Source organism: Pelagibacterium nitratireducens (assembly GCF_037044555.1).
GTDB lineage: Bacteria > Pseudomonadota > Alphaproteobacteria > Rhizobiales > Devosiaceae > Pelagibacterium > Pelagibacterium nitratireducens.
In genome coordinates, this window is the sequence record NZ_CP146275.1 from 3,570,963 (window position 1) to 3,596,145 (window position 25,183).

Sequence of the window (25,183 nt, forward strand, 5' to 3'; positions counted from 1 at the left end):
ATTGTGAAAGGGGATCGCGATCATGCGCAGTCTCAATCGGCTCACCAGATATCTTTCTCTAATGGTTTTTCTCGCGCTCGCCGTTCTTGCGGCTGGTAGCGCACGGGCCCAAGGCGTTTCCGAAATCTTGCCCACGATGTATGACGCCAGCCTTGGCGAACTCGAAGATGCCGTTGCGGCGCTTGTCGCAAGCGGCGAGGACGCGGCGCTGCCGATCCTGCAAGCACTTGGCGAGGGCGAACTCTACCAATCCGACACCGGCGGCATCTTCATCGAAACAGGGCGCAATGCCTACGCCGACGCCCTGACCGGCGAGGCGGCCGATCTCGATGCGACGGGAGAAATGAGCGTCATCCGGATCAACAATTCCCTGCGCCGCGACATTGCGGCCGCCGTGGGGAGCCTGACCCTGATGAGCGACAATCCGGGCGCCCGGCTGGCCGCGGCGCGGGAATTGTTTTCCACAGCCGAACCCGACGCTATTCCGGTCCTGGACGAGGCAATCGCTCAGGAGACCGATGCCACAGTGCTTCGGGTCATGGAGCAGGCGCGCGCCGCGGCCATGCTCAAGACGGATGCCAGCGAAGACGAGATCGCCAGCGCCGTTGCGGTCATTTCGGCCCGCGGCGATCGGCAGGCCCTGGCCATTCTCAATTCCAGCCTCGCTGGCGCCAGCGATGACCAGCGGCCAGCCATCGAGGCGGGCATTGCCCAGATCAATCAGGCGTTGGCGCTGTGGGGCGTTGGCCAGAACGTGTGGTACGGCGTCTCGCTCGGCTCAGTGCTGCTTCTGGCCGCGATCGGACTTGCCATTACGTTCGGGGTGATGGGGGTCATCAATATGGCGCATGGCGAGATGGTCATGCTGGGGGCCTATGTCACCTTCGTCATCCAGGAAATCATTCGTACGACCAGCCCGGGCCTGTTCGACTATTCGCTCGCCATCGCCATACCGATGGCCTTCCTGGTCACGGCGATGATCGGCATCGCCATCGAGCGTGGTGTTATCCGCTGGCTCTATGGCCGACCGCTGGAAACGCTTCTGGCCACATGGGGGCTTTCACTGATCATCCAGCAGAGCGTGCGCACGATTTTCGGCGCTACAAACCGCGACGTGGGCAATCCCTCCTGGATGTCGGGGGCGTTCGAGCTGGGGGGGCTGGCAATCACCTGGAACCGCATGTGGATCGTGGTGTTTGCGATCGTTGTGTTTTCCTTGCTGCTCCTGGTCCTCAATCGGACCCCGCTGGGTCTGCAGATGCGGGCGGTGACCCAGAACCGTCGCATGGCATCGGCCATGGGCATTCGAACCCCATGGGTAGACGCCATGACATTCGGGCTCGGCTCGGGGGTTGCGGGGTTGGCCGGGGTCGCGTTGAGCCAGATCGACAACGTCTCGCCCAATCTCGGACAGGGCTACATCATCGACAGTTTCATGGTTGTTGTGTTCGGCGGGGTCGGCAATCTGTGGGGGACACTGGTCGGCGCTCTGACGCTGGGCATCGCCAACAAATTCCTTGAGCCCTATGCCGGAGCGGTGCTGGCCAAGATCCTGATCCTTGTTCTTATCATCCTGTTCATCCAGCGCCGCCCAAGGGGCCTGTTCGCGCTCAAGGGGAGGGCGGTTGAAGCATGAGACTGACCGTGGATACCGCTATTTTTCGCGCTCTTGGCACGATGGCGCGGCCCGTCACAGAACAAAAGGATGGTCGCGACGACACCGGCCGGCTTGCCCAGCGGAGGACCGCGCCATGATAACCGGCAAGATCTTTGAAAAGCTCGGAGCGAAGGCCGTCTGGGTGGTCGCCATACTGCTGGTCGTAGCCATCGCAGTTCCCCTTTCCAACCTGATGCTCCAGACCGGTCATCCCTTGCGGGTACCCAATTATCTCGTGCCCTTGATGGGCAAATACCTGACCTATGCAACGCTCGCGCTGGCGCTCGATCTGGTCTGGGGCTATTGCGGCATTCTTTCTCTCGGACACGGTGCATTCTTTGGGCTGGGCGGCTATGCCATGGGCATGTACCTGATGCGCCAGATCGGTGACCGGGGTGTCTATGGCAATCCTGTGCTGCCCGACTTCATGGTGTTTCTGAACTATTCCGAGTTGCCCTGGTACTGGCAGGGGTTCGATATGTTCTGGTTCGCCCTTGTCATGATGGCGTTCGTGCCGGGACTTTTGGGGTTCGTCTTTGGCTGGTTCGCGTTTCGCAGCCGGGTGACGGGGGTCTATCTTTCGATCATCACCCAGGCACTGACCTACGCGTTGATGCTGGCGTTTTTCCGCAACGACATGGGATTTGGCGGCAACAACGGGCTCACCGACTTCCGCGAAATACTGGGCGCGCCGATCTCGGCGGCCGGGACGCGCGCCAGCCTTTTCGCTGCCTCTGCGATCCTTCTGGCGCTGTGCTTTATCCTGTGCTCGCTGATTGTTCGCTCAAAGCTCGGCAAGGTCATGGTTGCGGTGCGCGATGCGGAAAGCCGGACGCGGTTCATCGGGTACCGGGTGGAAAACGTCAAACTCTTCGCCTTTACCGTCTCGGCGGTGATGGCCGGGCTTGCCGGGGCCCTCTATGTGCCGCAGGTGGGGATCATCAATCCTGGAGAATTTGCACCGGCCAACTCCATCGAAGTGGTGATCTGGACGGCTGTGGGCGGGCGCGGGACGCTTGTCGGACCGATCATCGGCGCAGTGATCGTCAATGCCGCAAAGTCCTACTTCACCGGCACGTTCGCCGATTTGTGGCTGTTTATCCTGGGCGGCATGTTCGTGTTCGTGACGCTGTTCATGCCAAAGGGGATCGTGGGGATCTTCACATCGGTCTGGACGGCACTCAAGCAGCGCCGTGCCTCCGATACTTTCGAAAAAGGCGCCGGGCCCGCACCGGGACCGGTATTGGACGATGCACCTGTCGAAAGCCATGAACACGACGAGACGCCCCACGGCGCAAGACCCTCTCCGGCGGAGTAAGCAAATGGTTGATACACTGCGCGAAGGATCGCTCCTTTATCTCGACGGCGTCACCGTTTCCTTTGACGGGTTCAAGGCGCTCAACTCGCTCTCGCTGCTCGTCAAGCGCGACGATTTGCAGGCCATTATCGGCCCCAATGGTGCGGGCAAGACGACGATGATGGACATAATTACCGGCAAGACGCGCCCCGATACCGGGGAAGTGTTTTTCGAGGGATCGGTTGACCTAACCAAAAAGGATGAAACCGAAATCGCCAATCTGGGGATCGGACGCAAATTTCAGAAGCCGACAGTGTTTGAGAGCCATACGGTCTGGGACAATATCGAACTGGCACTCAAAAAGCCGCGCGGGGTGTTTTCGTCCTGGCTCTACACTCGCGATGCGACGGACACGAACCATATAGCGGAGATACTGGACACTGTGCGGCTCACTCACCGGAAGGATGAGTACGCTGCCAACCTTTCTCACGGTCAAAAACAATGGCTTGAGATCGGCATGCTGCTCGCCCAGGATCCCAAGCTGCTGCTGGTCGATGAGCCGGTGGCCGGCATGACCGACTCGGAAACCGAGGAAACCTCGAAATTGCTGAAGTCGATTTCCAAACATCACTCTGTGGTGGTGGTGGAACACGACATGAGCTTTGTGCGCGATCTCGACTGCCGGGTGACGTGTCTTGCCGAAGGCTCCGTGCTTGCGCAGGGCTCGCTCGAACATGTCTCGTCCGATCCGCTGGTCATCGAACGCTACCTGGGACGCTGAAATGACGACACTGACCGTTACCGATGTCGATCTGCATTATGGCGCCGCGCAGGCGCTCAAGACAGTTTCGATCACTGCCCAGCCCAACAAGATCACCTCTGTCCTGGGGCGCAACGGGGTTGGAAAATCCTCGCTGTTGCGCGCGATCACGGGAACACATCAGATTTCGGGCGGCGCGATCCGGTTCGAAGAATTCGAACTCAAGAAAATTCCGCCCTATACGCGGGCCCGAATGGGCATCGGCTATGTGCCGCAGGGGCGCGAGATCTTTCCGCTGCTTACCGTCAAGGAAAACCTGCTTACAGGCTATGCGCCGCTCAAGCCCAAGGATCGTTCGATTCCCGATACGATCTTTGAGCTCTTTCCCGTGCTCAAAACCATGCTGAGCCGAAGGGGGGGCGACCTTTCGGGCGGGCAGCAGCAGCAATTGGCCATAGGGCGGGCGCTGGTGACCCGCCCCAGCCTTCTGGTCCTCGATGAGCCCACCGAAGGGATACAGCCCTCGATCATCAAGGATATCGGGCGGGCATTGCAGTTTTTGCGCGATGAGATGGGCATGACCATCCTTTTGGTCGAACAGTATCTCGATTTCTGCCGCGAATTGAGTGACCATATCTATGTCATGGATCGAGGAGAGATCATGCACGAGGGCCCCGCCTCCGATCTCGACGATCCCAACGTCAAACGGCATTTGATGGTCTGATGCTCGAAAGTCCGGTTTTCCAGGTTGGCACGCCACCGCTGCAACGCGCCGAAGGCGAGGGCCGCGTTACGATCAAGGCGCGCGACGGGCTGTCGGTGCTCGATACGCTTTATCAGTACGGCTGCGGCAAGATCCGTATACCCAAGGCCTACGGCAACTGGCTTGAAGCCGTGCTGATCAATACATCCGGGGGCTTGACCGGCGGCGACAGGATGGCCTGGTCGGCGACGGCTGCCGCAAACACCCATCTGGCCATCACCACGCAGGCGTGCGAGCGCATCTATCGTTCGACCGGTGGAGCGGCGCGCGTTGCCACCACGCTGTCTGTCGAGACGGGAGCCCGGCTCGACTGGCTGCCGCAGGAAACGATTGTGTTCGACGGCTCGGAGCTGGAGCGGACAATTGACGTCGATATGGCAAGAGATGCGATATTCCTCGGGCTTGAAGTGGTCATTCTCGGTCGCGAGGCACATGGGGAAGATGCCGTTTCGGCAATGATTTCGGATCGTTGGCGCGTGCGGCGCGATGGTGAACTCATCCACGCCGAGGCTGCCCGGCTCGATGCGCACGATATGCCGGCACGGGCCAACAGCGCTCTTCTGCACGGCGCACGGGCCTATGGAACGCTGTGCTATATCGCAAAGAATGCAGAGCGGCGGGTTGAACATCTCAAGGCCCTGATCGCCGATCACCCCACTGCCGGGGTATCGCGTATCGGGGAGAAAATCGTGCTGCGCGCGACGGGTCGGTCAGGCTATCATCTGCGCAAAATCATCATGCCGGCAATCGCGGCGCTTTCAGGAGCCGGGGCCGTTCCCAAGCTCTGGTCACTCTAAAAGGGGAGGCAACATGAACCTCACACCGCGGGAAAAAGACAAGCTGCTGGTCTCGATGGCCGCCATGGTGGCGCGGCGCAGGCTCGAGCGCGGCGTCAAGCTCAACCATCCCGAGGCGATCGCACTGATTACCGATTTCGTTGTCGAGGGCGCCCGCGACGGCCGTCCGGTCTCTGAACTGATGGAAGCGGGCGCGCATGTCATTTCGCGCGATCAGGTGATGGAGGGCATTGCCGAGATGATCAATGACATCCAGGTCGAAGCAACTTTTCCGGACGGGACCAAACTGGTCACCGTCCATTCTCCCATTCGCTAAGGAGCCACCTCATGCTCAGACGTCTTTTTACGGCCCTCGTGCTTATTGTTGCCGGCACGGCTCCCGCCTTTGCCCATCTCGATCCTCTTGAACACGGCTCGCTTGCAGCCGGGTTTACCCACCCCCTGTTTGGATTCGATCATATCCTGGCCATGGTCGCCGTGGGCCTATGGGCCGCCTCGGTTGGCGGTAAGGCGTTGTGGGCGGTACCGGCCGCCTTTGTTGGCACAATGGCGGTCGGGTTCGGCGCGGCACTGGTTGGCATGCCGCTTCCGTTCGTCGAGCCGGTCATTCTGGCTTCGGTAATTTTTATCGGCATCATGGTGGCCCTCGCCCTGCCGTTGCCGGCAATTGGCGTTGGCGCCGTTGTTGCCTTCTTTGCGCTGTTTCACGGCCACGCGCATGGTGGGGAAATGGGTGAGGCTGGCGCATTCGGTTATGCTGGTGGCTTTCTTGTCGCCACGGCGTTGCTTCACGCGATTGGCGTTGCGCTGGGCGCCGGTCTTGGCCGGGCTCTGGCGACGACGCGCGGTGCCATCGGTACACGGATCGCAGGCGGTTTGACGGCGCTTGGCGGGCTATGGCTGGTTATCGCAGGTTAAGGACAGCAACATGATCCCAGGCGAAATCATCCCCAAACCCGGCGATATCGAACTCAATGCGGGACGCGAGACCGTGACGCTCGAGGTTGCCAACACCGGAGACCGACCCATCCAGGTGGGTAGCCACTACCATTTTTTTGAAACCAACGCCGGGCTGGCCTTCGAAAGAGAGCGTACACGCGGCATGCGGCTCGATATTGCGGCCGGTACGGCCGTGCGGTTCGAGCCGGGTCAAACCCGTGAGGTGACCCTTGTTGCGCTGGACGGCGACCGCCGGATCTTCGGATTTCGCCAGATGGTCATGGGTTCGCTGGACAGATGATATGACAGCGGCCGGCATTTTCCATTGCGGGCAAAAAAAGAGGCGAGGTGCCTTGGCACCCCGCCCCCTAACATTTTCAAGTCGACGCTTATTGCGCCGCTTCACCTTCGACAGAGGCATCTGCTTCGGCCTCCCCTTCAACGCTCATGTCAGATTCCATGGCATCGTCGGCAAGTCCGGCGTCTTCAGCCGCTTCGGCTTCAGCCGAACTCTGGCTGTCGACAAAGACCGTCAGCGAACCATCGGCCTGGGTCCAGACGGCGACAACTTCGCTTTCGGTATAGCCTTCGGCTTCGAGAGCAGCCGTGATGTCGGCATTACCCGAGATATTGGACTGCAGAAGGTCGATATCGGCCTCGAAGTCGGCACGCGACTCCGCGAAAGCGTCGGCGGTAAATTCACCGTCCTCGCCGAGCGAGGAGATCTCAACGATTTCGATCTCGGTATCCGCAGTCACAGCCGAGAAGTCGGCAGTGCCGGCGCCATGGATCGCATCGTCGAGATCGGCGTAGGTGTAAGCACCAGCCGAAGCATCGGCATCCACGCCAACACTTGTTTCACCGGCGCCTTCAGCAGGCATGCCGGCGTCCACGCCAACATCAACGCCGGCATCGGCTCCAACATCGGCGTTAGCGTCTTCGCCACCCAGTTCGGTCTGGACGCCACCGTCAAGGGTGACACCAGCGTCAGCGTCCTGGGCCATGGCTGCAAGCGGCATCGACAGAGTCAGAGCCGTGCCAAGAGCAAGAGCAGAGAGCTTATTCATTTTCATTCTCCGTTTGAGTTCGGTTTTACCGCCCCTCTGGAGCCTACAAACGAGCAAACGGGCTGGCGGTTGCATTTTGTTTAGAGGCAATCGGACGCATTCAAATTGGACCACGCCTGACCAAGAGGCTGAACTTTACCTTTGACGAGGAGCAGATAATGGCTGCCAGAATTTCCCGCGCGCTCTACGCCGACATGTATGGCCCAACGACCGGCGACAAGGTGCGGCTGGCCGATACCGAGCTGTTCATCGAGGTGGAAAAGGACTTCACGCTCTATGGCGAGGAAATAAAGTTTGGCGGCGGCAAGGTGATCCGTGACGGCATGGGGCAATCACAGGTTACTCGTGCCGCAGGCGCCGTCGATACGGTGATCACCAACGCGCTGATCGTCGATCACACGGGAATCTACAAGGCCGATATCGGGCTCAAGGACTGTATGATCGCCGCGATCGGCAAGGCGGGCAATCCAGATACCCAACCGGGGGTCAACATCATCGTGGGGCCGGGCACCGAAGCCATTGCCGCAGAAGGCAAGATCGTAACCGCCGGCGGGTTCGACTCCCACATCCATTTTGTCTGTCCCCAGCAGATCGAGGAAGCGTTGACCTCGGGAGTGACAACCATGCTGGGTGGCGGCACCGGCCCTGCGCATGGAACCATGGCCACGACATGCACGCCCGGCGCCTGGCATCTGGGCCGGATGATCCAATCGTTCGATGCATTTCCCATGAACATCGCGCTGGCCGGAAAAGGCAATGCCTCAAAGCCCGAGGCACTGGTGGAAATGATCATGGGTGGCGCGGCCGCTCTCAAGCTGCATGAAGACTGGGGAACGACGCCTGCCGCCATCGACAACTGCCTATCGGTGGCCGATGCCTATGACGTGCAGGTGATGATCCACACCGACACGCTCAACGAATCGGGCTTTGTCGAAGACACGATAAACGCCTTCAAGGGACGCACCATCCACGCCTTCCACACCGAGGGCGCCGGCGGCGGGCACGCCCCCGACATCATCAAGGTGTGTGGGCTGGAAAACGTCATCCCTTCATCGACCAATCCGACGCGCCCCTATACGCGCAACACGCTGGCCGAGCACCTCGACATGCTCATGGTCTGCCACCATCTCGACCCTTCCATTGCCGAAGACGTGGCGTTTGCAGAAAGCCGCATCCGCAAGGAAACCATCGCCGCCGAGGACATCCTTCACGATATCGGCGCGTTTTCGATTATCGCCTCGGACAGCCAGGCCATGGGCCGGGTGGGCGAAGTGATCATCCGCACCTGGCAGACCGCCGACAAGATGAAGCGCCAGCGCGGCCCCCTGCCCGAGGAAACCGGGGATAACGATAATTTCCGGGTCAAGCGATACATTGCCAAATACACGATCAACCCGGCCATCGCTCACGGCATTTCGACCCATATCGGGTCTATCGAAGTGGGTAAACGCGCCGATCTGGTGGTTTGGAGCCCGGCTTTTTTCGGCGTTAAGCCCGAACTGGTGCTTATGGGCGGAATGATCGCCACCGCGCCGATGGGCGACCCCAACGCCTCGATTCCGACGCCGCAGCCCATGCACTACCGCCCAATGTTCGGCGCATACGGCAAAGCTATCGCAAACACGTCAGTGACTTTTGTTTCAAAGGCGGCGCTCGATAGCGGGCTGAAGGACGATCTGGGCGTCAACAAGTCCATGCTGGCGGTGGACAACACTCGCGGCGGTATCGGCAAATCGGCCATGATCCATAATAGCGCCACGCCTGACGTCACCGTCGATCCGGAAACCTACGAAGTGCGGGCCGATGGGGAATTGCTGACCTGCGAACCCGCCGATGTTTTGCCCATGGCACAAAGGTATTTCCTGTTCTAGTGCGCGTCGGAAGGCATCTGGCCTTCCAACAGGATCGGTCCTATAGAGGGTGGCACTGTCCATCCTCTATGACTTTCTGATGTCCTCTCCCCTTGCCAGCTTCCGCTCCGGCGCCCGCGCGTCAACGCCCATAGCCATCGGGTATGTGCCGGTCGGCATTGCGTTCGGCATAGCCGCGATCAAGGCTGGGTTTTCTGCGCTCGAGGCCATCATGCTCTCGGCGATCGTCTATGCGGGAGCGAGCCAGTTTCTGGTTCTGGCGCTTGTCGGTGCGGGCGCGCCGATCCTGATCACCGCACTTTCGATCATCGCCACCAATCTGCGGCATGTCTTTTACGGTCCGGCCATCCTTGAAGCGGCCCGGGACCGAGCAACCCGGCGTCATGCCTGGGCGTGGAGCTTTTTCCTTTCCGACGGCGCGTTCGGGTCGGCAATTATTGCGCTCAATCGAACAAAGGATCACTTTTCGCCGCGCTTCATGTTCGGCATCGCCGCGGGCCCCTATCTTTCCTGGGTGACCGGGACAGCGATCGGAGCCCTGCTGGGCACATCGCTTGCGGCCTGGCCAGCGGTCGATGCAGCCATGGGCTTTCTGATGCCGGCGCTGTTTCTGGCCATGGTGCTTTCGCTTCTCACCAAAGAGCACATCCCCGTGGTGATCGTTACCGCGTGCGTCACGCTTCCGCTGATTGTCCTGATTTCACCCACCGTCGGAATATTGGGTGGGATGATCTTTGGCGCCTTGTCGAGTCTTGTGATCCGGAGACGGACATGAACACCGAGTTTTTGATCATCACATTGCTGGTCGGGCTGGGGACCTGGATGCTGCGTTTTTTGCCGACGCGGTTCATGCGTGGCACGGGTGATCCCGATGCGCCACTGAGCCGGTTCTTGTCGGCAACCGGACCGGCGGCTATCGCTGCGCTTTATGTCGGCGCGATCCTACCCATGCTCTCGCCCGATCTGCACGCCATTGCACCGCTCGTTGGGGGCTCGGGGGCGGTGATTGCCATCTATTTCTGGTGTCGCGATGTTTCGCTGGCAACGCTTGGTGGAGCCATCGTCTATGGGCTGGTCTTTGCCATAGTGTGACCGGACCGGTCATGGTGCTGCCCGGAATCCGATGTTAGGTTTGATCCGCTGAATCTTAGAGGAGGCCGCCCATGAAGTCCTTTGTATTCGCCGCTTGTCTGGCTCTTGCCGCGTTGCCCGCCAGTGCCGTGGAAACCTCAATGCAGTTCGTTCTCGAATTCGAGGGCAACGCGCAACGCGATGTGATGACCTATCAGTGCGACGGGATCGATGAACCGATGAGTGTGCAATACATCAATGCCCATCCGACCTTTCTTGCCATTGTGCCGATCGAGGGCGAGGACATGATTTTCGTCAACGTCATCTCCGCCTCGGGTGCGCGTTATGTTTCAGGGCAATACGAATGGTGGTCGCGCGGCAATGAGGCAATGTTCACCGACATCATGGAGGGCACCGAGGAGGCCGAGGCCGAACCGGTCAGCTGTCACGCGGCTCAGGACATTCCGTGATCTCTGGCGTGTTTCTTGCATCGGATGCCATGACCGAAAAAGGCTTGCAAAGAGGATGGCATGCGCGCGACAGGCGTTGAAACGAAAGGCAAATGGCAAGGGGCTCTTGCCGGGCGCGTTGAGCTGGCGCACGACCAGCGTGCGCTGCGCCGTAAGCTGGTGACACTCGATAACGGGCTCGATGTTCTTGTCGACCTGCCCCAAACCGTGGCGCTGGAAACCGGCGATGCATTGAAGCTCGAGGACGGGCGTTTCGCCGAAATCGTCGCGGCCAAAGAACCGCTCTATGCGATCACCGGCAACAGCACGACCCACCTTTCCCAATTGTGCTGGCATATCGGCAACCGGCACCTGCCCTGCCAGATTGAAGCGAAATCCGGCGTACCCCAACGACTTCTGATCGGACGCGACCACGTCATCAAGGACATGCTGGAAGGGCTGGGGGCAAAAGTCGCGGAGATCAACGCGCCGTTTTCGCCGCTGCGCGGTGCCTATTGGGGCCATGAGAACGGGAACGCGCATCATCACCATGGATGAGCAGACCACGCTGATCCGGCTGTTTTCCTGGCTCTCACCGGCGTTTCCCATCGGCGGGTTTGCCTATAGCCAGGGCCTTGAAACGGCCGTTGCCGATGGGCGCGTCGGCGATGGCGGTCAACTTTCCGATTGGATCGGCGGTCAGTTGCATCGCGGCAGCCTGCGCACCGATGCCTATTTTCTCGCCATCGCTGCCCGCGCGGTGACCACATGCGACTGGACGGCGCTTGCCGAGGCCAATCAACTGTGTCTCGCCCTGCAAATATCGGCCGAGCGTGACAAGGAAACACGCGAACAGGCGCAATCTTTTCTCGACGCGGCTTCCGCATGGCCAACGTCCACACCAAAAGAGCTCAGCGCCGTTTTCGAGCGACCCATGGCCCTGCCGATTGCATTTGGCGCAACTGCTGGCCTGCACCGCGTTTCACCGGGAGCGGCAATCGCTGGCTTTGCCAACAGCGCGGTGGCGCAACAGATTTCGGTCGGTGTCCGGCTCATTCCACTGGGGCAAACGGCGGGCCTTGCCGTTCAGGCGGGCCTGGAAGCAAAAATCGCGCAGCTGAGCACAGAGGCGCTCTCGGCCCAATTGACCGACATTTCGGGCTTGTCCTATGGCACCGATATTGCAAGCCAGAAGCATGAAGACCTCAGGGTAAGGATTTTTCGATCATGAGTTCAAGAAACGGCCCGCTCCGTATCGGGATCGGGGGACCGGTGGGATCGGGCAAGACCACGCTCACCGAAAAACTCTGCAAGGCGCTGCGCGAGGATTATTCGGTGGGGGTGGTCACCAACGACATCTACACCAAGGAAGACGCCATGATGCTGGCGCGCCTGCAGGCGCTCCCCGAAGAGCGGATCCTGGGGATCGAAACCGGCGGCTGCCCGCATACGGCGATCCGCGAAGATGCCTCGATCAATCTGCGGGCCATCGCCGAGCTCAATGGGCGCATCCCCGACCTCGATATCGTCTTTATCGAATCGGGCGGCGACAATCTGGCAGCCACATTTTCTCCCGACCTCGCCGACATCACGCTCTATGTCATCTCGGTCTGCCAGGGAGAGGAAATCCCGCGCAAGGGCGGACCGGGCATTACGCGCTCGGACATGCTGGTCATCAACAAGGCCGATCTGGCCCCTTATGTCGAAGTGGATCTGGGCGTGATGGAGGCCGATGCCCACCGGATGCGCAACGGCCAGCCCCACGTGTTCACAGACCTCAAGCGGGGTAAGGGGGTCGATGAAATCGTTGCGTTTCTTGAGCGTCACGGCGGGCTGGCCCGCACACAAATTGCGCTTTAGGGGCAGCAGGGCTCCTGACGTCCGGTTGCGATTCTTCATCTTCCTCACGCAGCGCAAGCAGGCTGATGGGGCCATTTTCGTGCATGACCTTACGGCTGATGCGCCGCAGATCCGCGTCGGCTAGCCCGAGATCGCGCCTCAGATGGGAATCGAGCCGTCTCAGCGCGCCATAGGTCTGGTGGAAAGCGACCCAATCGCGCAGCATCAAGGAGAAAGATTGGAACATGGAGCAGCCTTTCAGGCGCGCGCCGCGCGCCTTTTCCTTCATTTGAAAGATGGATGGCGGAGGGCGAAAGGAATTCGCCGAGTAGGTCGACTATGCGCCCAGATGCCCCGCGGGCGCTACGGATGTGTTCGCAATGTTCATTTCATTTATGAAACACCGAGTGTCTGGCCACTCCCGCTCAGAAAGAATAAAATGGGAACATGAGCCAAACCGAATCCGGTACCGAACCGCAAATTGTCGACGGGCGTCAGTCACCCACCGCGCTGCGCGTGCAGCGGGGTGTGATGCGCTTTCTACGCTCGGTTCATGACATGACGTGCTTTGCCGAGGTGCCGCTTTCCAACGGACGGCGCGCCGACGTGATCGCTCTTGGTGGAAAGGGCGAAATCTGGATCGTGGAAATCAAATCGAGCCTTATGGACTATAAGGTCGATACCAAATGGCCAAACTACAAGGATTTCTGCGACCGGTTCTTTTTCTGCAAGCCGCCGGAGCTCGATGCGGAAATCTTTCCCGCAGAAGAAGGGCTGATGGTGGCTGATGGCCATTGGGGGGATATCCTGCGCCACGCACAGCACGATCCTCTCCCCGGGGCGCGACGCAAGGCCATGCTTTTAAAGCTCGCCAGGTTGGGGGCCGACAGGGTCCACGCACTGATGGACCCCGAGACCCGCAAGGAAGGCCTATTCTGAGGCGTGCGGCGCAAGCGTTGCGACAGTATTTCCCTCTCCATCGAGGAGCGTGAGCGTCTCGTCGTCGATGCTGTAGTTCGATGTCGCGCCCAAAGCGTCAAAGAAGGCGTGTTCCTGACCCATTTCGGGTTCTTCGCAAGCCATCATCGTTGAAAAGATATCTGAAATCGAGAGGTTCCCATCGTCTTGGACGGTGACGGACCCGCCGTAAGTATTGCAGCCACCAATGCCGCCCAAAGACGGATCGGTTTCTCCGAAAACGAGCGTCGTTTCTACGCCCTCGGCCGAGGGAGAGGCACCGAGCATGGTCAACACCCAGCCTGTACCGGCCAGATCGGCGGGGAGGTCCGCGCCGGCTTTTTTCCCATCACCGGTTTGAGGCGCAGGCTCGGTGCCACGCGCATTGACCAGCGGCACTGACACCAGCTCGGTCCGGGTCAGCGGCTCGACCGAAATGGTGGTATCATTGATGAACCAGAGTTCGCCATCGACTTCTATCCGCGCCGCGATAGCGTAGGAATGGCCCTCGGCGATAGCATCGGGGTCAAAATCGATGACAAAGCCGATCGGGACCTGGCCGGCGGGGTCAATGACGTCTTCGGCTATTGTTGTGGATGGCGCATCGGCCAGTGACACGTCGATGAGCGACACCGTGGCTACCGCATTTAAAGGCAGCGCCATGCGTTCACGATACGCGATGTCGCCGGTGATGGTCAGCGTATCGGCAAAGGCCGAGCCGGCCATCGTGATCGCTGCGAGCGCCGAAAGGCCGATGGGTTTTGCGACGGATCTCATGGCTAAAGTCTTTCTGATCTTTCGAGCAATAAATGAATGGCCAACCTTGTGGGTTCCGTGCGCTGAACAGAGGCTGAACGGATGCGCGCAGGTGGATTGTTGGGCCAGTCCCCTTGGCAGCGAGCTCTTTCCAGCTAACGCGCCGGACCTGGCGCAGCTCGCAGGGAAACCTGACGCACCGTCTGTCTTTCATCCGGCGTGAAGACCATTTCAGCGATGGCGGTGATATCGGAACCGATACGACTGACAGTCAACCGACCGTAGCAGGCCCAGGGCAGAGCCTCATGGGAAAACGGGACTTCGAGCACAAGAACCTTCCCCGATTTCGACATGGCAATAAAGCGTTTTTGCAATGTATCCAGTGCGGGGTTGATATCCGGATCGAACAGCCAGCCAAACCGCGCAAGCGGAGCGCCCATGCCGGTCAGGGTCGGGCTGGCGGCGACGATGGCCAGCCGGGCGTCGAAGAGCGCCAATGGCGCACGGGCACCCCGGACGTAATGGATCAATCCTGCGAGCAGGGGATCGGCCCGACCATGGATCAAAGCATCAATGACATCGCGATTGCGGGCCCCTGGCCTCTCCCGCCCGCTTTCCCAACGCGAGAGCTGACCCTGGCTTACGCCTAGAGCGCGAGCCAAGGCGTCCTGTTTGATGGAAAACCGGGCGCGATAGCCGCGCAAAGTCGCGCCAACATCGGCGCCTTGACCCATGGTGCACCCCCAGCCAATTCGAATGAACCGCCTTTGTTCGGTGTCATAGGACCATCTTGCGCATGAAGTTTTCTTGAGGTGGCCGGTAGGGGAACCTGCTTAGATCCGGTGCCCGGCCATCGGCCGACGGCAATCTCTGCCGTGCCGCAAGGAAAATCATTTGAGTTGAATGCTTTTCCTCTGGCACAAGAAGAAAAACATATCGGGAGGACAAATGCCGTGATCGTTGTGTTCGGCTCCATCAATATCGATCTGATTGGTCACGCACCCACCCTGATGCGGCCAGGCGAAACCGTGCTGGGCACCAGCCTCGAATTTTCGCCCGGCGGGAAAGGTGGCAATCAGGCACTTGCCGCGAGCCGGGCTGGCGCGGAGGTCAAAATGGTCGGGTGCGTCGGAGGTGATGATTTTGCGACACGCGCCCTTGCCCTTCTGAGCGAGGCCGAGATCGATCTGTCAGGAGTGCGTCGGATGGACCGGCACACGGGGACTGCCCTTATCATCGTCGATGACGCGGGGGAGAACATGATTACCGTGTTGCCCGGCGCCAATTCGCGACTGACGGCAGCGGCGCTCGAGCACGCCGGCATTGTGGATGGAGACTATCTCCTGCTGCAGTTGGAAACACCGATGGAGGGGGTGCTGGGCGCCGCAGCGCTGGCTCGCGAAAATGGCGCCAAAGTCGTTCTCAATCTTGCGCCGTTCATGGACTTTGATCTGGCACTTCTGGACAATGTCGACGTCCTCGTAGTCAATGAGACCGAATTGGCCGGGGTGCTCAAAATGCTGGACGCTCCCAAGCTTGACGAGACCGAAGCCGTTGTCTGGCTCTCGGAAAAATTTGGTAATACTGTCGTGGCAACGCTCGGTTCGCGCGGCGCCGTTGCGGTGGCTGAAGGGGCGGTCACCACTGTTCCATCGCTCAAGATCAAACCGGTCGATACCGTCGGTGCCGGTGATACGTTCGTAGGCTATCTGGCCGCCGGCTTGGCGGAAGGAACCGAGCTGTCCCCGGCAATGAAGCGGGCTTCGGTTGCGGCCGGTCTGGCGTGCCTGACGCCAGGCGCCCAGCCATCCATTCCCGAACGCCTGGCTGTGGAAAACCGTATCGCAGCGGATGTCGAAGCCGGGGCACGATGACCCGTATCGAAACCCTGGCCATCGACCGTCTCGGCCATCGGGGCGAGGGCGTTGCCTCGCTCGATGGTAAACCGGTCTTTGTCGCCCTGACGCTGGAAGGGGAAACTGTCACTGCCCAGATTGACGGCAATCGCGGCCGCCTTGTCGATATCATCGACCCCAGTCCCGCGCGGGGAGAACCCTTCTGCCCCCATTTTGGTGCATGCGGGGGGTGCCAGCTACAGCATCTCGAAGCGGGGGCCTATCGGCAGTTCAAGCGTGGCCTCGTCGTCGATGCCCTGTCACGCGTCGCGGTTCAAGCCGATGTGGCAGACCCGATCGTCGCTCATGGTGCGGGCCGTCGCCGGGCCACGTTACATGCCACGAAATCGGAGGCCGGGTTCATGGCGCTGCGCAGCCATGCGATCCACGATCTCGATACCTGCCCCATTCTCGTGCCCGCCCTGGTCCGCGCGCCGGAAATCGCGCGCGCCATTGCCGCGGTGGCGGGGCCATGTGACATCAGCTTTACCGCCAGCGACATGGGACTCGATGTCTCCATCCGCGCCAAGAGTGCCAAGCCCAGCGCAAGGCTGTCGGCGATCGCTCAAAAGTTCGACCTTGCCCGTCTCTCCCTCAACGGTGAACCTTTGATCCTTTTGCGTGCGCCCACGATGGCGATGGGCCAATCGAGTGTGGCCCTGCCCGTATCGAGTTTTTTGCAAGCAACGGCGGATGCCGAAGATGTTCTCGCGTCGCTGGTTATCGAGGCGGTCGAGGGCGCCAAGCAGGTCGCAGATCTTTTTTGCGGCATCGGTCCCTTTACCCTGCGGCTCGCGGCAATAGCCCCGGTGTTTGCCGCCGATTCCGATGCCGCAGCGATCGGCGCGCTCGATACAGCAAAGCGCAAGACCAAAGGCCTCAAACCCATAACTGCAGAACGCCGCGACCTGTTTCGCGAACCGCTCGGCGTTTTCGAACTCAACCGCTTCGACGCTGTCGTACTCGATCCGCCCCGCGCCGGGGCGCAGGCCCAGGTGAAAGAACTAACGCAATCGAAAGTGAAAACCATAGCCTATGTCAGTTGCGACCCTCAGAGCTTTGCCCGGGATGCTGCAATTCTGATCGCTGGTGGTTATCGCATCGGCAAGGTAACGCCGGTCGACCAGTTCGCTTTTTCAACACACACCGAAGTGTTCGCCGCGTTCACTCGAACCTGACGGCGGCAGGCGGCTGCAAGCGATGTCGCATTGTCGCTGTTCCGGCGGCCCAGCAGCGTGGGGCAATCTGGCGGAGCCGTCCGTTCCGTTGGGTTCTCCACAGTCACAAAACCGTCGTCGATCCGTCATGCCAGTTTTATCGCTTGGGCCTAGGTCTGCGCTGGCAACGGCATCGCATTTGGCTTGGTGCCGACAGATCAATCAGGGTTTGGACCTAATCATGCTCAAGACATTGCTCGTCAGCTCCACGGCTGGCATAGCGCTTCTGGCCGGCGCCTCCTCGGCGTTTGCCCAGACCGAAATTTCTTTCTGGCACTCGATGGGTGGCGAACTGGGCGAGCGCGTCGCAGCCATCGCCGAGGATTTCAACGCCTCTCAGGAAGACTACGTCGTAAACGCCTCGTATCGCGGCGAATATGAAGAGACCATGGTCAACGCGATCGCCGCTTTCCGCGCCGGTGAGCAGCCCACCATCGTCCAGATCTACGAAGTCGGCACCGGCACCATGATGGCTGCCGAAGGCGCCGTCTATCCGGTTTACGAGCTGATGGAAGAACACGGCAACGACTTCGACCCGTCCGTGTATCTCCCGGTCGTTACCGGCTATTACACCGACACCAACGGCAACATGCTCTCGATGCCGTTCAACTCTTCGACCCCCATCCTTTACTACAACAAGGACGTGTTCGAAGCAGCCGGTCTTGATCCCGAAGTTGCGCCCTCCACCTGGGCGCAGGCCGAAGAATTCTCGCGCCAGATCATTGAATCGGGCGCTGCAAGCTGCGGCATGGCGATCACTTACACCGCCACGTGGATCGGTTCGGAAAATTTCTCCGCGCTCCACAACCTGCCTTACGGCTCGCTCGAAAACGGCTTTGGTGGCCTTGATACCGAATACACCTTCAACAGCCCCGAACTCGCCCGCTTCTGGGACGATCTGGCCCGTTGGCAGGATGAAGGCATCTTTGTTTATGGCGGCCCGGCCGGTGGTTCGGACAATGCTCCGGCCTTCTATTCGAGCGAGTGCGCCATCTATATGGGTTCGTCCGCCTCGCGCGCCGGCGTTATCGCCAATGCCGATTTCGAAGTTGGCTATGGCATGCTGCCGATCTATGACGACATCGAAGGCGCTCCGCAGAACTCGATCATCGGTGGCGCGACCCTGTGGGTTCTTTCGGGCCATGACGAAGCCGAGTACCAGGCGACAGCCGCCTTCCTCGACTACCTGTCCTCGGCCGAGGTTCAGGCCGAATGGCACCAGGGCACCGGCTATCTGCCGATCACCCAGGCTGCTTTCGAGCTGAGCCAGGAACAGGGCTATTACGACGAAAACCCCGGTGCCGATATCGCCATCGAGCAGATCAACCTCAACGCCCCGACCGAAAACTCCAAGGGCCTGCGCTTTGGCAACATGCCGCAGTTCCGCATGGTCATGGACGAGGAGCTGCAGTCGGTTCTGGCTGGCGAAAAGACCGGCCAGGAAGCTCTGGACTCTGCCGTGGAACGCGGCAACCAGATCCTGCGTGATTTCCAGGCCGCCAACTCCTAAGCGGATCCGAGAAACATCAATGGGACCCCGGCTTATTGGGCCGGGGTCTCGTCCATCAAACCGGTCCGACACAAGAAGACCGGTGGATGAGACGCTACCCAGGGGCGCTCAATGCAGACCAAACGGTCGATCTTCACCAATCGCTGGCTTCCCTACGCGCTTTTGGCGCCGCAGCTGGTGATCACTGCAATCTTTTTTCTTTGGCCAGCCAGCCAGGCCGTCAAATCGAGCTTCGAGCGCGAAGATCCGTTCGGCTTTAGGACCACATTCGTCTGGTTCGAAAATTACACCCGCATCCTTTCTGATCCGAGCTATCTCAATGCGCTTGGCCGAACTGCGGTGTTTGCCGTTTCGGTCACTGTGCTTTCGATGGGGTTTGCGCTGCTCCTGGCCGTCTGCGTCGACAGGATCCTGCGCACCGCGAAAGTCTATACCACCCTTCTGGTCTGGCCCTATGCGGTAGCGCCGGTTGTGGCAGGCGTGCTCTGGTGGTTCCTGTTCAACCCCACGATCGGGCTTTTGCCCTATGTGCTCGAGTGGTTTGGCATCGACTGGAACCATCGCGTCGACGGCACGCAAGCGATGACGCTGATCACCATCGCCGCCGCGTGGAAGCAGATTTCCTATAATTTCCTGTTTTTTGTCGCCGGACTGCAATCAATCCCCGCCTCGCTGTCCGAAGCCGCTTCAATCGATGGCGCCGGACCGTTCAAACGGTTCTGGACCATCGTTTTTCCGCTGCTCTCTCCGACGACGTTTTTCCTTCTGATCATCAACATCAATTACGTGATGTTCGAGACCTTCGGGGTGATCGACGCCACGACCGGAGGTGGACCGGGCCAGTCAACGATGACGCTGGTCTACAAGGTCTATACTGACGGCGTGGCAGGGCTCAACATCGGCTCTTCATCGGCCCAATCGGTTCTTTTGATGGGCATTGTGATCATCCTCACCTTCATCCAGTTCCGCTACGTGGAACGTCGGGTCAATTACTAGGAAGGCCTCAGACATGGTTGAAAACAGGCCCTGGCTCGATTTCCTCACCCATCTGATCCTGATCGTCGGCGTTCTGATCGTCGCCTTTCCGGTCTATGTCGCGTTCATCGCTTCCACCCACGAACCTTCGGCTTTCGTGCGCGGCGTGATGCCGCTTCTGCCGGGCGACAACATGGGCGCCACCTATTCGCAGATGCTGGGTTCGGGTCTCGAGGTTGCGGGTACGCCGCCAGTGTGGCTGATGCTGGGCAATTCGTTCTGGATGGCCATGATCATTGCCGTGGGCAAGATCGCCATTTCGATCACCTCGGCGTTCGCCATCGTCTATTTCCGCTTCCCCTTCCGGATGCTGGCGTTCTGGATGATCTTTGTTACGCTGATGCTGCCCGTCGAGGTGCGCATCATTCCGACCTTTGCCGTCGTCGCCAATCTTGGAATGCTCAATTCCTATGCCGGGCTCACCCTTCCGCTGATCGCCTCGGCGACCGCCACGTTCCTGTTCCGGCAGTTCTTCATGACAGTGCCCGAAGAGCTGATGGAAGCTGCACGCGTCGATGGGGCGGGTCCCATGAAGTTCTTCAAGGACATCCTGATCCCCGTTTCGATCACCAACATCGCCGCGCTGTTCGTGATCATGTTCATCTATGGCTGGGTGCAATATCTCTGGCCGCTGCTCATCACGACCCAGGAGCAGTTCTATACAATCGTGATGGGTATCAAGCGGCTGATGGCCAATACCGATCGGGAGCCGGCCTGGAACCTTGTCATGGCGACCGTGATGCTGGCCATGGTGCCGCCCGTGCTCGTCGTCCTCCTCTTGCAGCGCCTGTTTATCAAGGGCCTGGTTGAAACCGAGAAATAACACCAATGGCTACAATCGAAATCTCCGACGTCCGCAAGATCTATCCCGGCAATGTCGAGGCGATCAAAGGCATCGACCTGTCGATCGAGGATGGCGACCTGGTCGTTCTCGTCGGCCCCTCGGGCTGCGGAAAATCGACCCTTTTGCGCATGCTGGCCGGGCTGGAAACCATCACGTCAGGCGAGGTTCGGATCGGCGAAAAACTCGTCAACAAGCTCGAACCGGCCGAACGCGACATCGCCATGGTGTTCCAGAACTATGCGCTTTATCCACATATGAGCGTGCGCGGCAATCTCGAATACGGGCTGAAAAACCGCAAGACGCCGAAGGCCGAGATCGAAGAGCGCGTCAATGAAGCGGCGCGCATTCTCGAAATCGAGGCCTTTCTCGACCGAAAGCCGCGTCAGCTTTCGGGCGGTCAGCGCCAGCGCGTGGCCATGGGCCGGGCCATCGTGCGCAAGCCCAAGGCGTTCTTGTTCGACGAGCCGCTCTCCAATCTCGATGCCAAGCTGCGTGGGCAAATGCGGGTGGAAATTCGCAGGCTGCAGCGCACCTTGGGCACAACGTCGGTCTATGTGACCCACGATCAGCTCGAAGCCATGACGCTGGCCGACAAGCTGGTGGTGATGAATGGCGGGAAAATCGAACAGGTCGGCAAGCCGCTCGACATCTACACCAATCCCGAATCCGTGTTTGTCGCCGGCTTCATGGGGTCACCGGGCATGAACCTACTCGATACCCAGGCGCTCGCACGGGTGGCGGGCGGTCTGCCCGACTTCGTTTCATCCCAGTGTGGAACCATCGGCATCCGGCCCGAAGACATAACGCTGATGCCGCCGGCCGAGCCCCATCTCAAGCTCGATGTGATAGTGGACGCCGTCGAGCTGGTTGGATCGGAAAGTCTGGTCTATGCCCATGCGGAGGGGATCGCCAAGGAACTGGTGCTGCGTACACAGGGCATTCACCCCGGTGAGCATGACGACAGGCTGCCGCTCTTTGTCCAATACGCGCATCTGCACTGCTTTGACGCGGGCACCGGGCGGAAAATCGTGCGCTAAAAAGGGCTTTGCCAGAATCGTGCCGCAGAGCGCGTTCACTGTTCCAGATGCGACCCAATCTGCCAGGGGCTTATCGGAGGACGACAGTGACGCGCCTTGTGACCATTCTGATTGCAGCGATGCTCGGCGTTCCCGCGCTTGGTCAAGCTCCGGATACCAGCGACTACGCAAAAACACTGTTCGGCCAGCTCTATCCTGCGGACCAATCGCTGGCCCAAGGCTGGGCGGCCGGGCTCGAGGGGTTGCTCGACCAGCTCAAAGACAGCTCCGAGGATCAGGAAACTCTTGATTCCATTCCGGACTTTCAACGTCTGGTCGAGGCGGAGCATCTGCCATTCTCGATTGGCGAACTTGAAGGGGCCTGGCGGATGCGTTCGCTGCAGGCGACCGATTACGGGGCCTTCATCTATCAGTATTTTCCCGCCCGGATTTATCCTGAGGGTCAGGCCATGGTCCTTGATAAGGACTCGGGCAGTCAGCGGCATCGGGGCCTGATGGCTCAGCTTGACGCCGAAAGCGTGTTCTTTGTCGGCGCCCTCTATTACGGCTATGAGGGTCCGAGGATTTATTCAGCGATGACCCCGGGCGAGGCCACCGATGAGCAACGCGAGTTCGATGCCGTGGCCGAAATCTACAAAATCGGCGAAAATCACTTCCTGATGGCATTCGCGCCAAACGCAAACCGCTTCCGGCTTTATGAGATCCGCAAATAGCCGATCACGAAGATGGGTGTAACACGCTACACGAAGGCGGGGATAATGTTCCCGTTTCCACCCATTGGCCGGATCGCGCGCGAAAAAGACGCGATATTTCTTCGTCCGCCGGTTGCTGCCGTCCCGATGCAGGACTAGCCATCAACGTCCATCCCTGTGTGACCTCTCAGTGCACAGGCGTGTGGATTATGGAGGAAAATCAAATGACTATTGCTACCCGCTCCCTTGTTGGAGCCATGGTTCTGCTCGCCTCGACTTCAGCATTCGGCCAGGATATGGCCGCTCAGCCGGGCGCTTCCGATGTCGGGTTGGATGCCCCCAGGCAAATCCTGTTCGTTGGCAATTCGTATTTCTATTACAATGATAGTCTGCACAATCACACCAGCCGCATGGTTGGCGAAGGCGAGGGGATCGAAGATCTGGCCTATCGCTCGATCACCATTTCGGGCGGTTCGCTCGACATGCACCCCTTCGCGCACTACCTCACGCCCGATGCGATCGGGTATGAGGAACCTTTCGACGTGGTGATTCTGCAAGGCCACAGCGCGGCGGCCAATTCGGAATCGCGCAGTGCACGCTTCCGGGACGCGGTGGTTGCCGCCGATGCGCTGATCGATGAAAGCGGTGCACAAACAGTGCTTTACATGAGCCACGCCTATGCCGAAGGGCATAACAGCCACGACCCGGAAATGACGGCAAATCTGGCCGCGCTTTATACCGATGTCGGGGCAGAAGTGGATGCGCTGGTGATCCCTGTAGGGCTGGCGTTTGCCAGGGCCTATGAGGAGCGGCCGGACCTCGAACTGCATATGGAGTTCGACCATAGCCACCCCAGTCTGGCCGGCACCTATCTGGCGGCGGCGACGACGTATGCGACGCTTTATGACGCTTCGCCGGTGGGGCTGGAGTATGATTATTTCGGCCGGCTGGATGGTGAAACCGCCGCATTTCTGCAGCAGATTGCCGCGGATACCGTTGCGGAATTCCAAGGCAAATCAGGCTCTTAACGGTCGATCCGCGTTGAGAGAATGATTGATGACATGGTGCGCTCGACTCCGTCGAGCGCACCGATTTTGTCGATGACGGAGTCGAGTTCGGCGACGGAGGGGGCTTCGACGATGACGATCATGTCGAAACTGCCCGAGACCGAGTGGACGGCGCGGACTTCTATCAAATCATCCAAGAATCTGAAGACCTTAGGCGCGAGCTTGGGGGAGACCGTGACCATCAGATGGGCCCGGATCTGGCCGGCGAGATAGTCGTAGGAGAGCTTTACGACATAGCCGGCAATGGTGCCATTGCGCTCGAGCCTTTCGAGGCGCGACTGGGCCGTACTCCTTGAAATTCCTAGCTTTCTTGCAATCTCGGCGACCGGCATGCGGGCGTTTTCGCGCAGCAGGGCGATCAGTTGGCGGTCGGCGTTAATTTTCGTCATTGTGGCGTAAATTTTCGTCTATTTGCGCTTATGGCGCCGTTATTCTGTCTGATTGCGGGCTGCAAATCAACGAAACTGTGTGTCATCATCAAAAACATTGGTGCCAAAAGCTATGGAGTTGAGCGTTCGGTGCCACAACATTTGTGATCTTTGACCAAGAGGGGTTTTGGGATGAAAGAGATCGTTGTGATCGGCGCCGGACGGATCGGTGCGACCATCGCGGACATGGCAAGCCAGAGCGGCGATTTCGCGGTGACGGTGGTGGACCGATCACCCGAAGCGCTGGCCGCGCTCGATATCGACGCGAAGGTGAAAACCGCGCGCTGCGAAGTGGCCGAGCCGGGAGAACTGGAAAAAATCCTTTCTGGGAAATTTGCCGTTTTGTCGGCGGCGCCCTATTCGCTGACCACGCGGATCGCCGAAGCGGCGGCGGCGGCGAAGGTCCATTATCTCGATCTGACCGAGGACGTGAAATCGACGCGGCGGGTGAAAGAGATCGCCGCGAAGGCCGAGACCGCCTTTATCCCCCAATGCGGGCTGGCGCCGGGGTTCATCGCCATTGCCGCGATGAGTCTGGCCAAACAGTTCGCTACGCTGGACAGCGTGGCGATGAAGGTGGGGGCGCTGCCGCAGTTTCCCACCAATGTGCTCAATTACGCGCTAACCTGGTCGCCCGAGGGGGTGATCAATGAATATTGCGAGCCGTGCGAGGCGATCGTTAATGGGAAGATGGCGGAAATCGCGCCGCTCGAGGATATCGAGGACCTGACCATCGATGGGGTGGCCTATGAAGCGTTCAACACGTCGGGCGGGCTGGGCTCGACCCCCGAAAAGCTTTTGGGCAAGGTCAAGAGCCTCAACTATCGCACCATCCGCTATCCCGGCCATGCGCGGATCATGAAGCTGCTGCTCAACGATCTGAACCTTAAGGACCGGCGCGACCTGGCGCTGGACATTTTCCGGCATGCGCTGACCACGACCCGGCAGGACATGGTGGTGATCCGGGTCGACGTGACGGGCACCAAAGACGGCAAGACCGCGCATGAGATTTTCGAGCGCACCGTGCTTTCGGGCCATGTGGGCACCAGGGAACGCTCGGCCATCCAGATCACCACGGCGGCGGGCATCCTGACGGTGCTCGACATGCTGGCGGCGGGCGATCTGGCGCAAAAGGGGTTCGTGGCGCAGGAAGAGATCGAGCTTACAGCGTTTCTGGGCAACCGGTTCGGGCGGGCGTTTGGTGCGGATCAGGCGGCGCGCAAGGTGGCGTGAGA

29 protein-coding genes are annotated in these 25,183 nt (G+C 59.8%); 25 read left to right on the forward strand and 4 right to left on the reverse strand.

Going from position 1 to position 25,183, the window contains the following annotated elements; translation table 11 throughout:
- Positions 1–22 precede the first annotated feature (22 nt).
- The 8 genes from urtB (at position 23) to V6617_RS17530 (ending at position 6,514) form a co-directional block, all read left to right on the forward strand.
- Positions 23–1,636 carry an urea ABC transporter permease subunit UrtB gene (urtB, locus tag V6617_RS17495; RefSeq protein WP_338608198.1) on the forward strand — a complete coding sequence of 538 codons (1,614 nt, stop codon included), beginning with the start codon at positions 23–25 and terminating at the stop codon, positions 1,634–1,636.
- Positions 1,637–1,751: 115 nt separating this feature from the next.
- Positions 1,752–2,975 carry an urea ABC transporter permease subunit UrtC gene (gene urtC, locus V6617_RS17500; protein ID WP_338608199.1) on the forward strand — a complete coding sequence of 408 codons (1,224 nt, stop codon included), beginning with the start codon at positions 1,752–1,754 and terminating at the stop codon, positions 2,973–2,975.
- Between the two features lie 4 nt (positions 2,976–2,979).
- Positions 2,980–3,735, forward strand: a complete 756-nt coding sequence (gene urtD / locus V6617_RS17505) for an urea ABC transporter ATP-binding protein UrtD (RefSeq protein WP_338608200.1) — start codon at positions 2,980–2,982, stop codon at positions 3,733–3,735.
- A 1-nt stretch (position 3,736) separates the two neighbouring features.
- On the forward strand, positions 3,737–4,438 hold the full coding sequence (urtE, locus tag V6617_RS17510) for an urea ABC transporter ATP-binding subunit UrtE (RefSeq protein ID WP_338608201.1): 702 nt from the start codon (positions 3,737–3,739) through the stop codon (positions 4,436–4,438).
- Positions 4,438–5,274, forward strand: coding sequence for an urease accessory protein UreD (locus V6617_RS17515; protein WP_338608202.1), 837 nt, complete (start codon positions 4,438–4,440; stop codon positions 5,272–5,274). The genes urtE and V6617_RS17515 overlap by 1 nt, the downstream gene beginning before the upstream one ends.
- A gap of 13 nt (positions 5,275–5,287) precedes the next feature.
- The gene (locus V6617_RS17520) at positions 5,288–5,590 is read left to right on the forward strand and encodes an urease subunit gamma (RefSeq protein ID WP_338608203.1); all 303 of its coding nucleotides are present in this window, start codon (positions 5,288–5,290) and stop codon (positions 5,588–5,590) included.
- 11 nt (positions 5,591–5,601) lie between these two features.
- On the forward strand, positions 5,602–6,192 hold the full coding sequence (locus tag V6617_RS17525; protein ID WP_338608204.1) for a HupE/UreJ family protein: 591 nt from the start codon (positions 5,602–5,604) through the stop codon (positions 6,190–6,192).
- A gap of 10 nt (positions 6,193–6,202) precedes the next feature.
- Positions 6,203–6,514 (forward strand): urease subunit beta, encoded by a 312-nt coding sequence (locus V6617_RS17530; protein WP_338608205.1) that lies wholly within the window; start codon positions 6,203–6,205, stop codon positions 6,512–6,514.
- An 88-nt stretch (positions 6,515–6,602) separates the two neighbouring features.
- Here V6617_RS17530 and V6617_RS17535 read toward each other — a convergent pair whose 3' ends face one another.
- Positions 6,603–7,280: a hypothetical protein gene (locus tag V6617_RS17535; RefSeq protein WP_338608206.1), complete on the reverse strand. Its 678-nt coding sequence runs from the start codon at positions 7,278–7,280 to the stop codon at positions 6,603–6,605.
- A gap of 158 nt (positions 7,281–7,438) precedes the next feature.
- Between V6617_RS17535 and ureC the strand changes: the two genes are divergently transcribed.
- From ureC to V6617_RS17575, 8 genes are all read left to right on the forward strand, one after another.
- Positions 7,439–9,151: an urease subunit alpha gene (ureC, locus tag V6617_RS17540; protein ID WP_338608207.1), complete on the forward strand. Its 1,713-nt coding sequence runs from the start codon at positions 7,439–7,441 to the stop codon at positions 9,149–9,151.
- 49 nt (positions 9,152–9,200) lie between these two features.
- A complete protein-coding gene (locus V6617_RS17545; RefSeq protein ID WP_338608208.1) occupies positions 9,201–9,926 on the forward strand; it encodes an AzlC family ABC transporter permease in 726 nt (241 codons plus the stop codon).
- A complete protein-coding gene (locus tag V6617_RS17550) occupies positions 9,923–10,243 on the forward strand; it encodes an AzlD domain-containing protein (protein ID WP_338608209.1) in 321 nt (106 codons plus the stop codon). Before V6617_RS17545 ends, V6617_RS17550 begins: the two co-directional genes overlap by 4 nt.
- Before the next feature lie 71 nt (positions 10,244–10,314).
- Positions 10,315–10,692, forward strand: a complete 378-nt coding sequence (locus V6617_RS17555; RefSeq protein ID WP_338608210.1) for an MliC family protein — start codon at positions 10,315–10,317, stop codon at positions 10,690–10,692.
- 60 nt (positions 10,693–10,752) lie between these two features.
- A complete protein-coding gene (locus V6617_RS17560; RefSeq protein ID WP_338608211.1) occupies positions 10,753–11,229 on the forward strand; it encodes an urease accessory protein UreE in 477 nt (158 codons plus the stop codon).
- Positions 11,195–11,902 (forward strand): urease accessory protein UreF, encoded by a 708-nt coding sequence (locus V6617_RS17565; RefSeq protein ID WP_338608212.1) that lies wholly within the window; start codon positions 11,195–11,197, stop codon positions 11,900–11,902. The genes V6617_RS17560 and V6617_RS17565 overlap by 35 nt, the downstream gene beginning before the upstream one ends.
- Positions 11,899–12,531, forward strand: a complete 633-nt coding sequence (gene ureG, locus V6617_RS17570) for an urease accessory protein UreG (protein ID WP_338608213.1) — start codon at positions 11,899–11,901, stop codon at positions 12,529–12,531. The genes V6617_RS17565 and ureG overlap by 4 nt, the downstream gene beginning before the upstream one ends.
- A gap of 426 nt (positions 12,532–12,957) precedes the next feature.
- The gene (locus V6617_RS17575) at positions 12,958–13,449 is read left to right on the forward strand and encodes an MmcB family DNA repair protein (protein WP_338608214.1); all 492 of its coding nucleotides are present in this window, start codon (positions 12,958–12,960) and stop codon (positions 13,447–13,449) included.
- Here V6617_RS17575 and V6617_RS17580 read toward each other — a convergent pair.
- Positions 13,441–14,244, reverse strand: a complete 804-nt coding sequence (locus V6617_RS17580) for a YbaY family lipoprotein (RefSeq protein ID WP_338608215.1) — start codon at positions 14,242–14,244, stop codon at positions 13,441–13,443. The two genes, V6617_RS17575 and V6617_RS17580, sit on opposite strands and share 9 nt — an antisense overlap.
- 134 nt (positions 14,245–14,378) lie before the next feature.
- Positions 14,379–14,957, reverse strand: coding sequence for a helix-turn-helix transcriptional regulator (locus V6617_RS17585; RefSeq protein ID WP_338608216.1), 579 nt, complete (start codon positions 14,955–14,957; stop codon positions 14,379–14,381).
- A 219-nt stretch (positions 14,958–15,176) separates the two neighbouring features.
- Between V6617_RS17585 and V6617_RS17590 the strand changes: the two genes are divergently transcribed.
- The 8 genes from V6617_RS17590 (at position 15,177) to V6617_RS17625 (ending at position 23,481) form a co-directional block, all read left to right on the forward strand.
- Complete coding sequence (locus tag V6617_RS17590) at positions 15,177–16,097, forward strand: ribokinase (RefSeq protein ID WP_338608217.1); 921 nt, start codon at positions 15,177–15,179, stop codon at positions 16,095–16,097.
- On the forward strand, positions 16,094–17,296 hold the full coding sequence (locus V6617_RS17595; protein WP_338608218.1) for an RNA methyltransferase: 1,203 nt from the start codon (positions 16,094–16,096) through the stop codon (positions 17,294–17,296). The genes V6617_RS17590 and V6617_RS17595 overlap by 4 nt, the downstream gene beginning before the upstream one ends.
- Before the next feature lie 220 nt (positions 17,297–17,516).
- The gene (gene ugpB, locus V6617_RS17600) at positions 17,517–18,845 is read left to right on the forward strand and encodes a sn-glycerol-3-phosphate ABC transporter substrate-binding protein UgpB (RefSeq protein WP_338608219.1); all 1,329 of its coding nucleotides are present in this window, start codon (positions 17,517–17,519) and stop codon (positions 18,843–18,845) included.
- A gap of 111 nt (positions 18,846–18,956) precedes the next feature.
- Positions 18,957–19,841, forward strand: coding sequence for a sn-glycerol-3-phosphate ABC transporter permease UgpA (gene ugpA / locus V6617_RS17605; protein ID WP_338608220.1), 885 nt, complete (start codon positions 18,957–18,959; stop codon positions 19,839–19,841).
- A gap of 13 nt (positions 19,842–19,854) precedes the next feature.
- Complete coding sequence (gene ugpE / locus V6617_RS17610) at positions 19,855–20,703, forward strand: sn-glycerol-3-phosphate ABC transporter permease UgpE (protein ID WP_338608221.1); 849 nt, start codon at positions 19,855–19,857, stop codon at positions 20,701–20,703.
- 5 nt (positions 20,704–20,708) lie between these two features.
- A complete protein-coding gene (locus tag V6617_RS17615) occupies positions 20,709–21,761 on the forward strand; it encodes a sn-glycerol-3-phosphate import ATP-binding protein UgpC (RefSeq protein ID WP_338608222.1) in 1,053 nt (350 codons plus the stop codon).
- A gap of 86 nt (positions 21,762–21,847) precedes the next feature.
- A complete protein-coding gene (locus tag V6617_RS17620) occupies positions 21,848–22,474 on the forward strand; it encodes a DUF4893 domain-containing protein (protein WP_338608223.1) in 627 nt (208 codons plus the stop codon).
- Positions 22,475–22,677: 203 nt separating this feature from the next.
- The gene (locus V6617_RS17625; protein ID WP_338608224.1) at positions 22,678–23,481 is read left to right on the forward strand and encodes a hypothetical protein; all 804 of its coding nucleotides are present in this window, start codon (positions 22,678–22,680) and stop codon (positions 23,479–23,481) included.
- On the opposite strand, the gene V6617_RS17630 is transcribed toward V6617_RS17625, so the two are convergent.
- Positions 23,478–23,909 (reverse strand): Lrp/AsnC family transcriptional regulator, encoded by a 432-nt coding sequence (locus V6617_RS17630; protein WP_338608225.1) that lies wholly within the window; start codon positions 23,907–23,909, stop codon positions 23,478–23,480. The genes V6617_RS17625 and V6617_RS17630 overlap by 4 nt on opposite strands.
- Before the next feature lie 171 nt (positions 23,910–24,080).
- Here V6617_RS17630 and V6617_RS17635 point away from each other — a divergent pair, with 171 nt between their 5' ends.
- Positions 24,081–25,181 carry a saccharopine dehydrogenase family protein gene (locus tag V6617_RS17635; RefSeq protein WP_338608226.1) on the forward strand — a complete coding sequence of 367 codons (1,101 nt, stop codon included), beginning with the start codon at positions 24,081–24,083 and terminating at the stop codon, positions 25,179–25,181.
- Positions 25,182–25,183 lie beyond the last annotated feature (2 nt).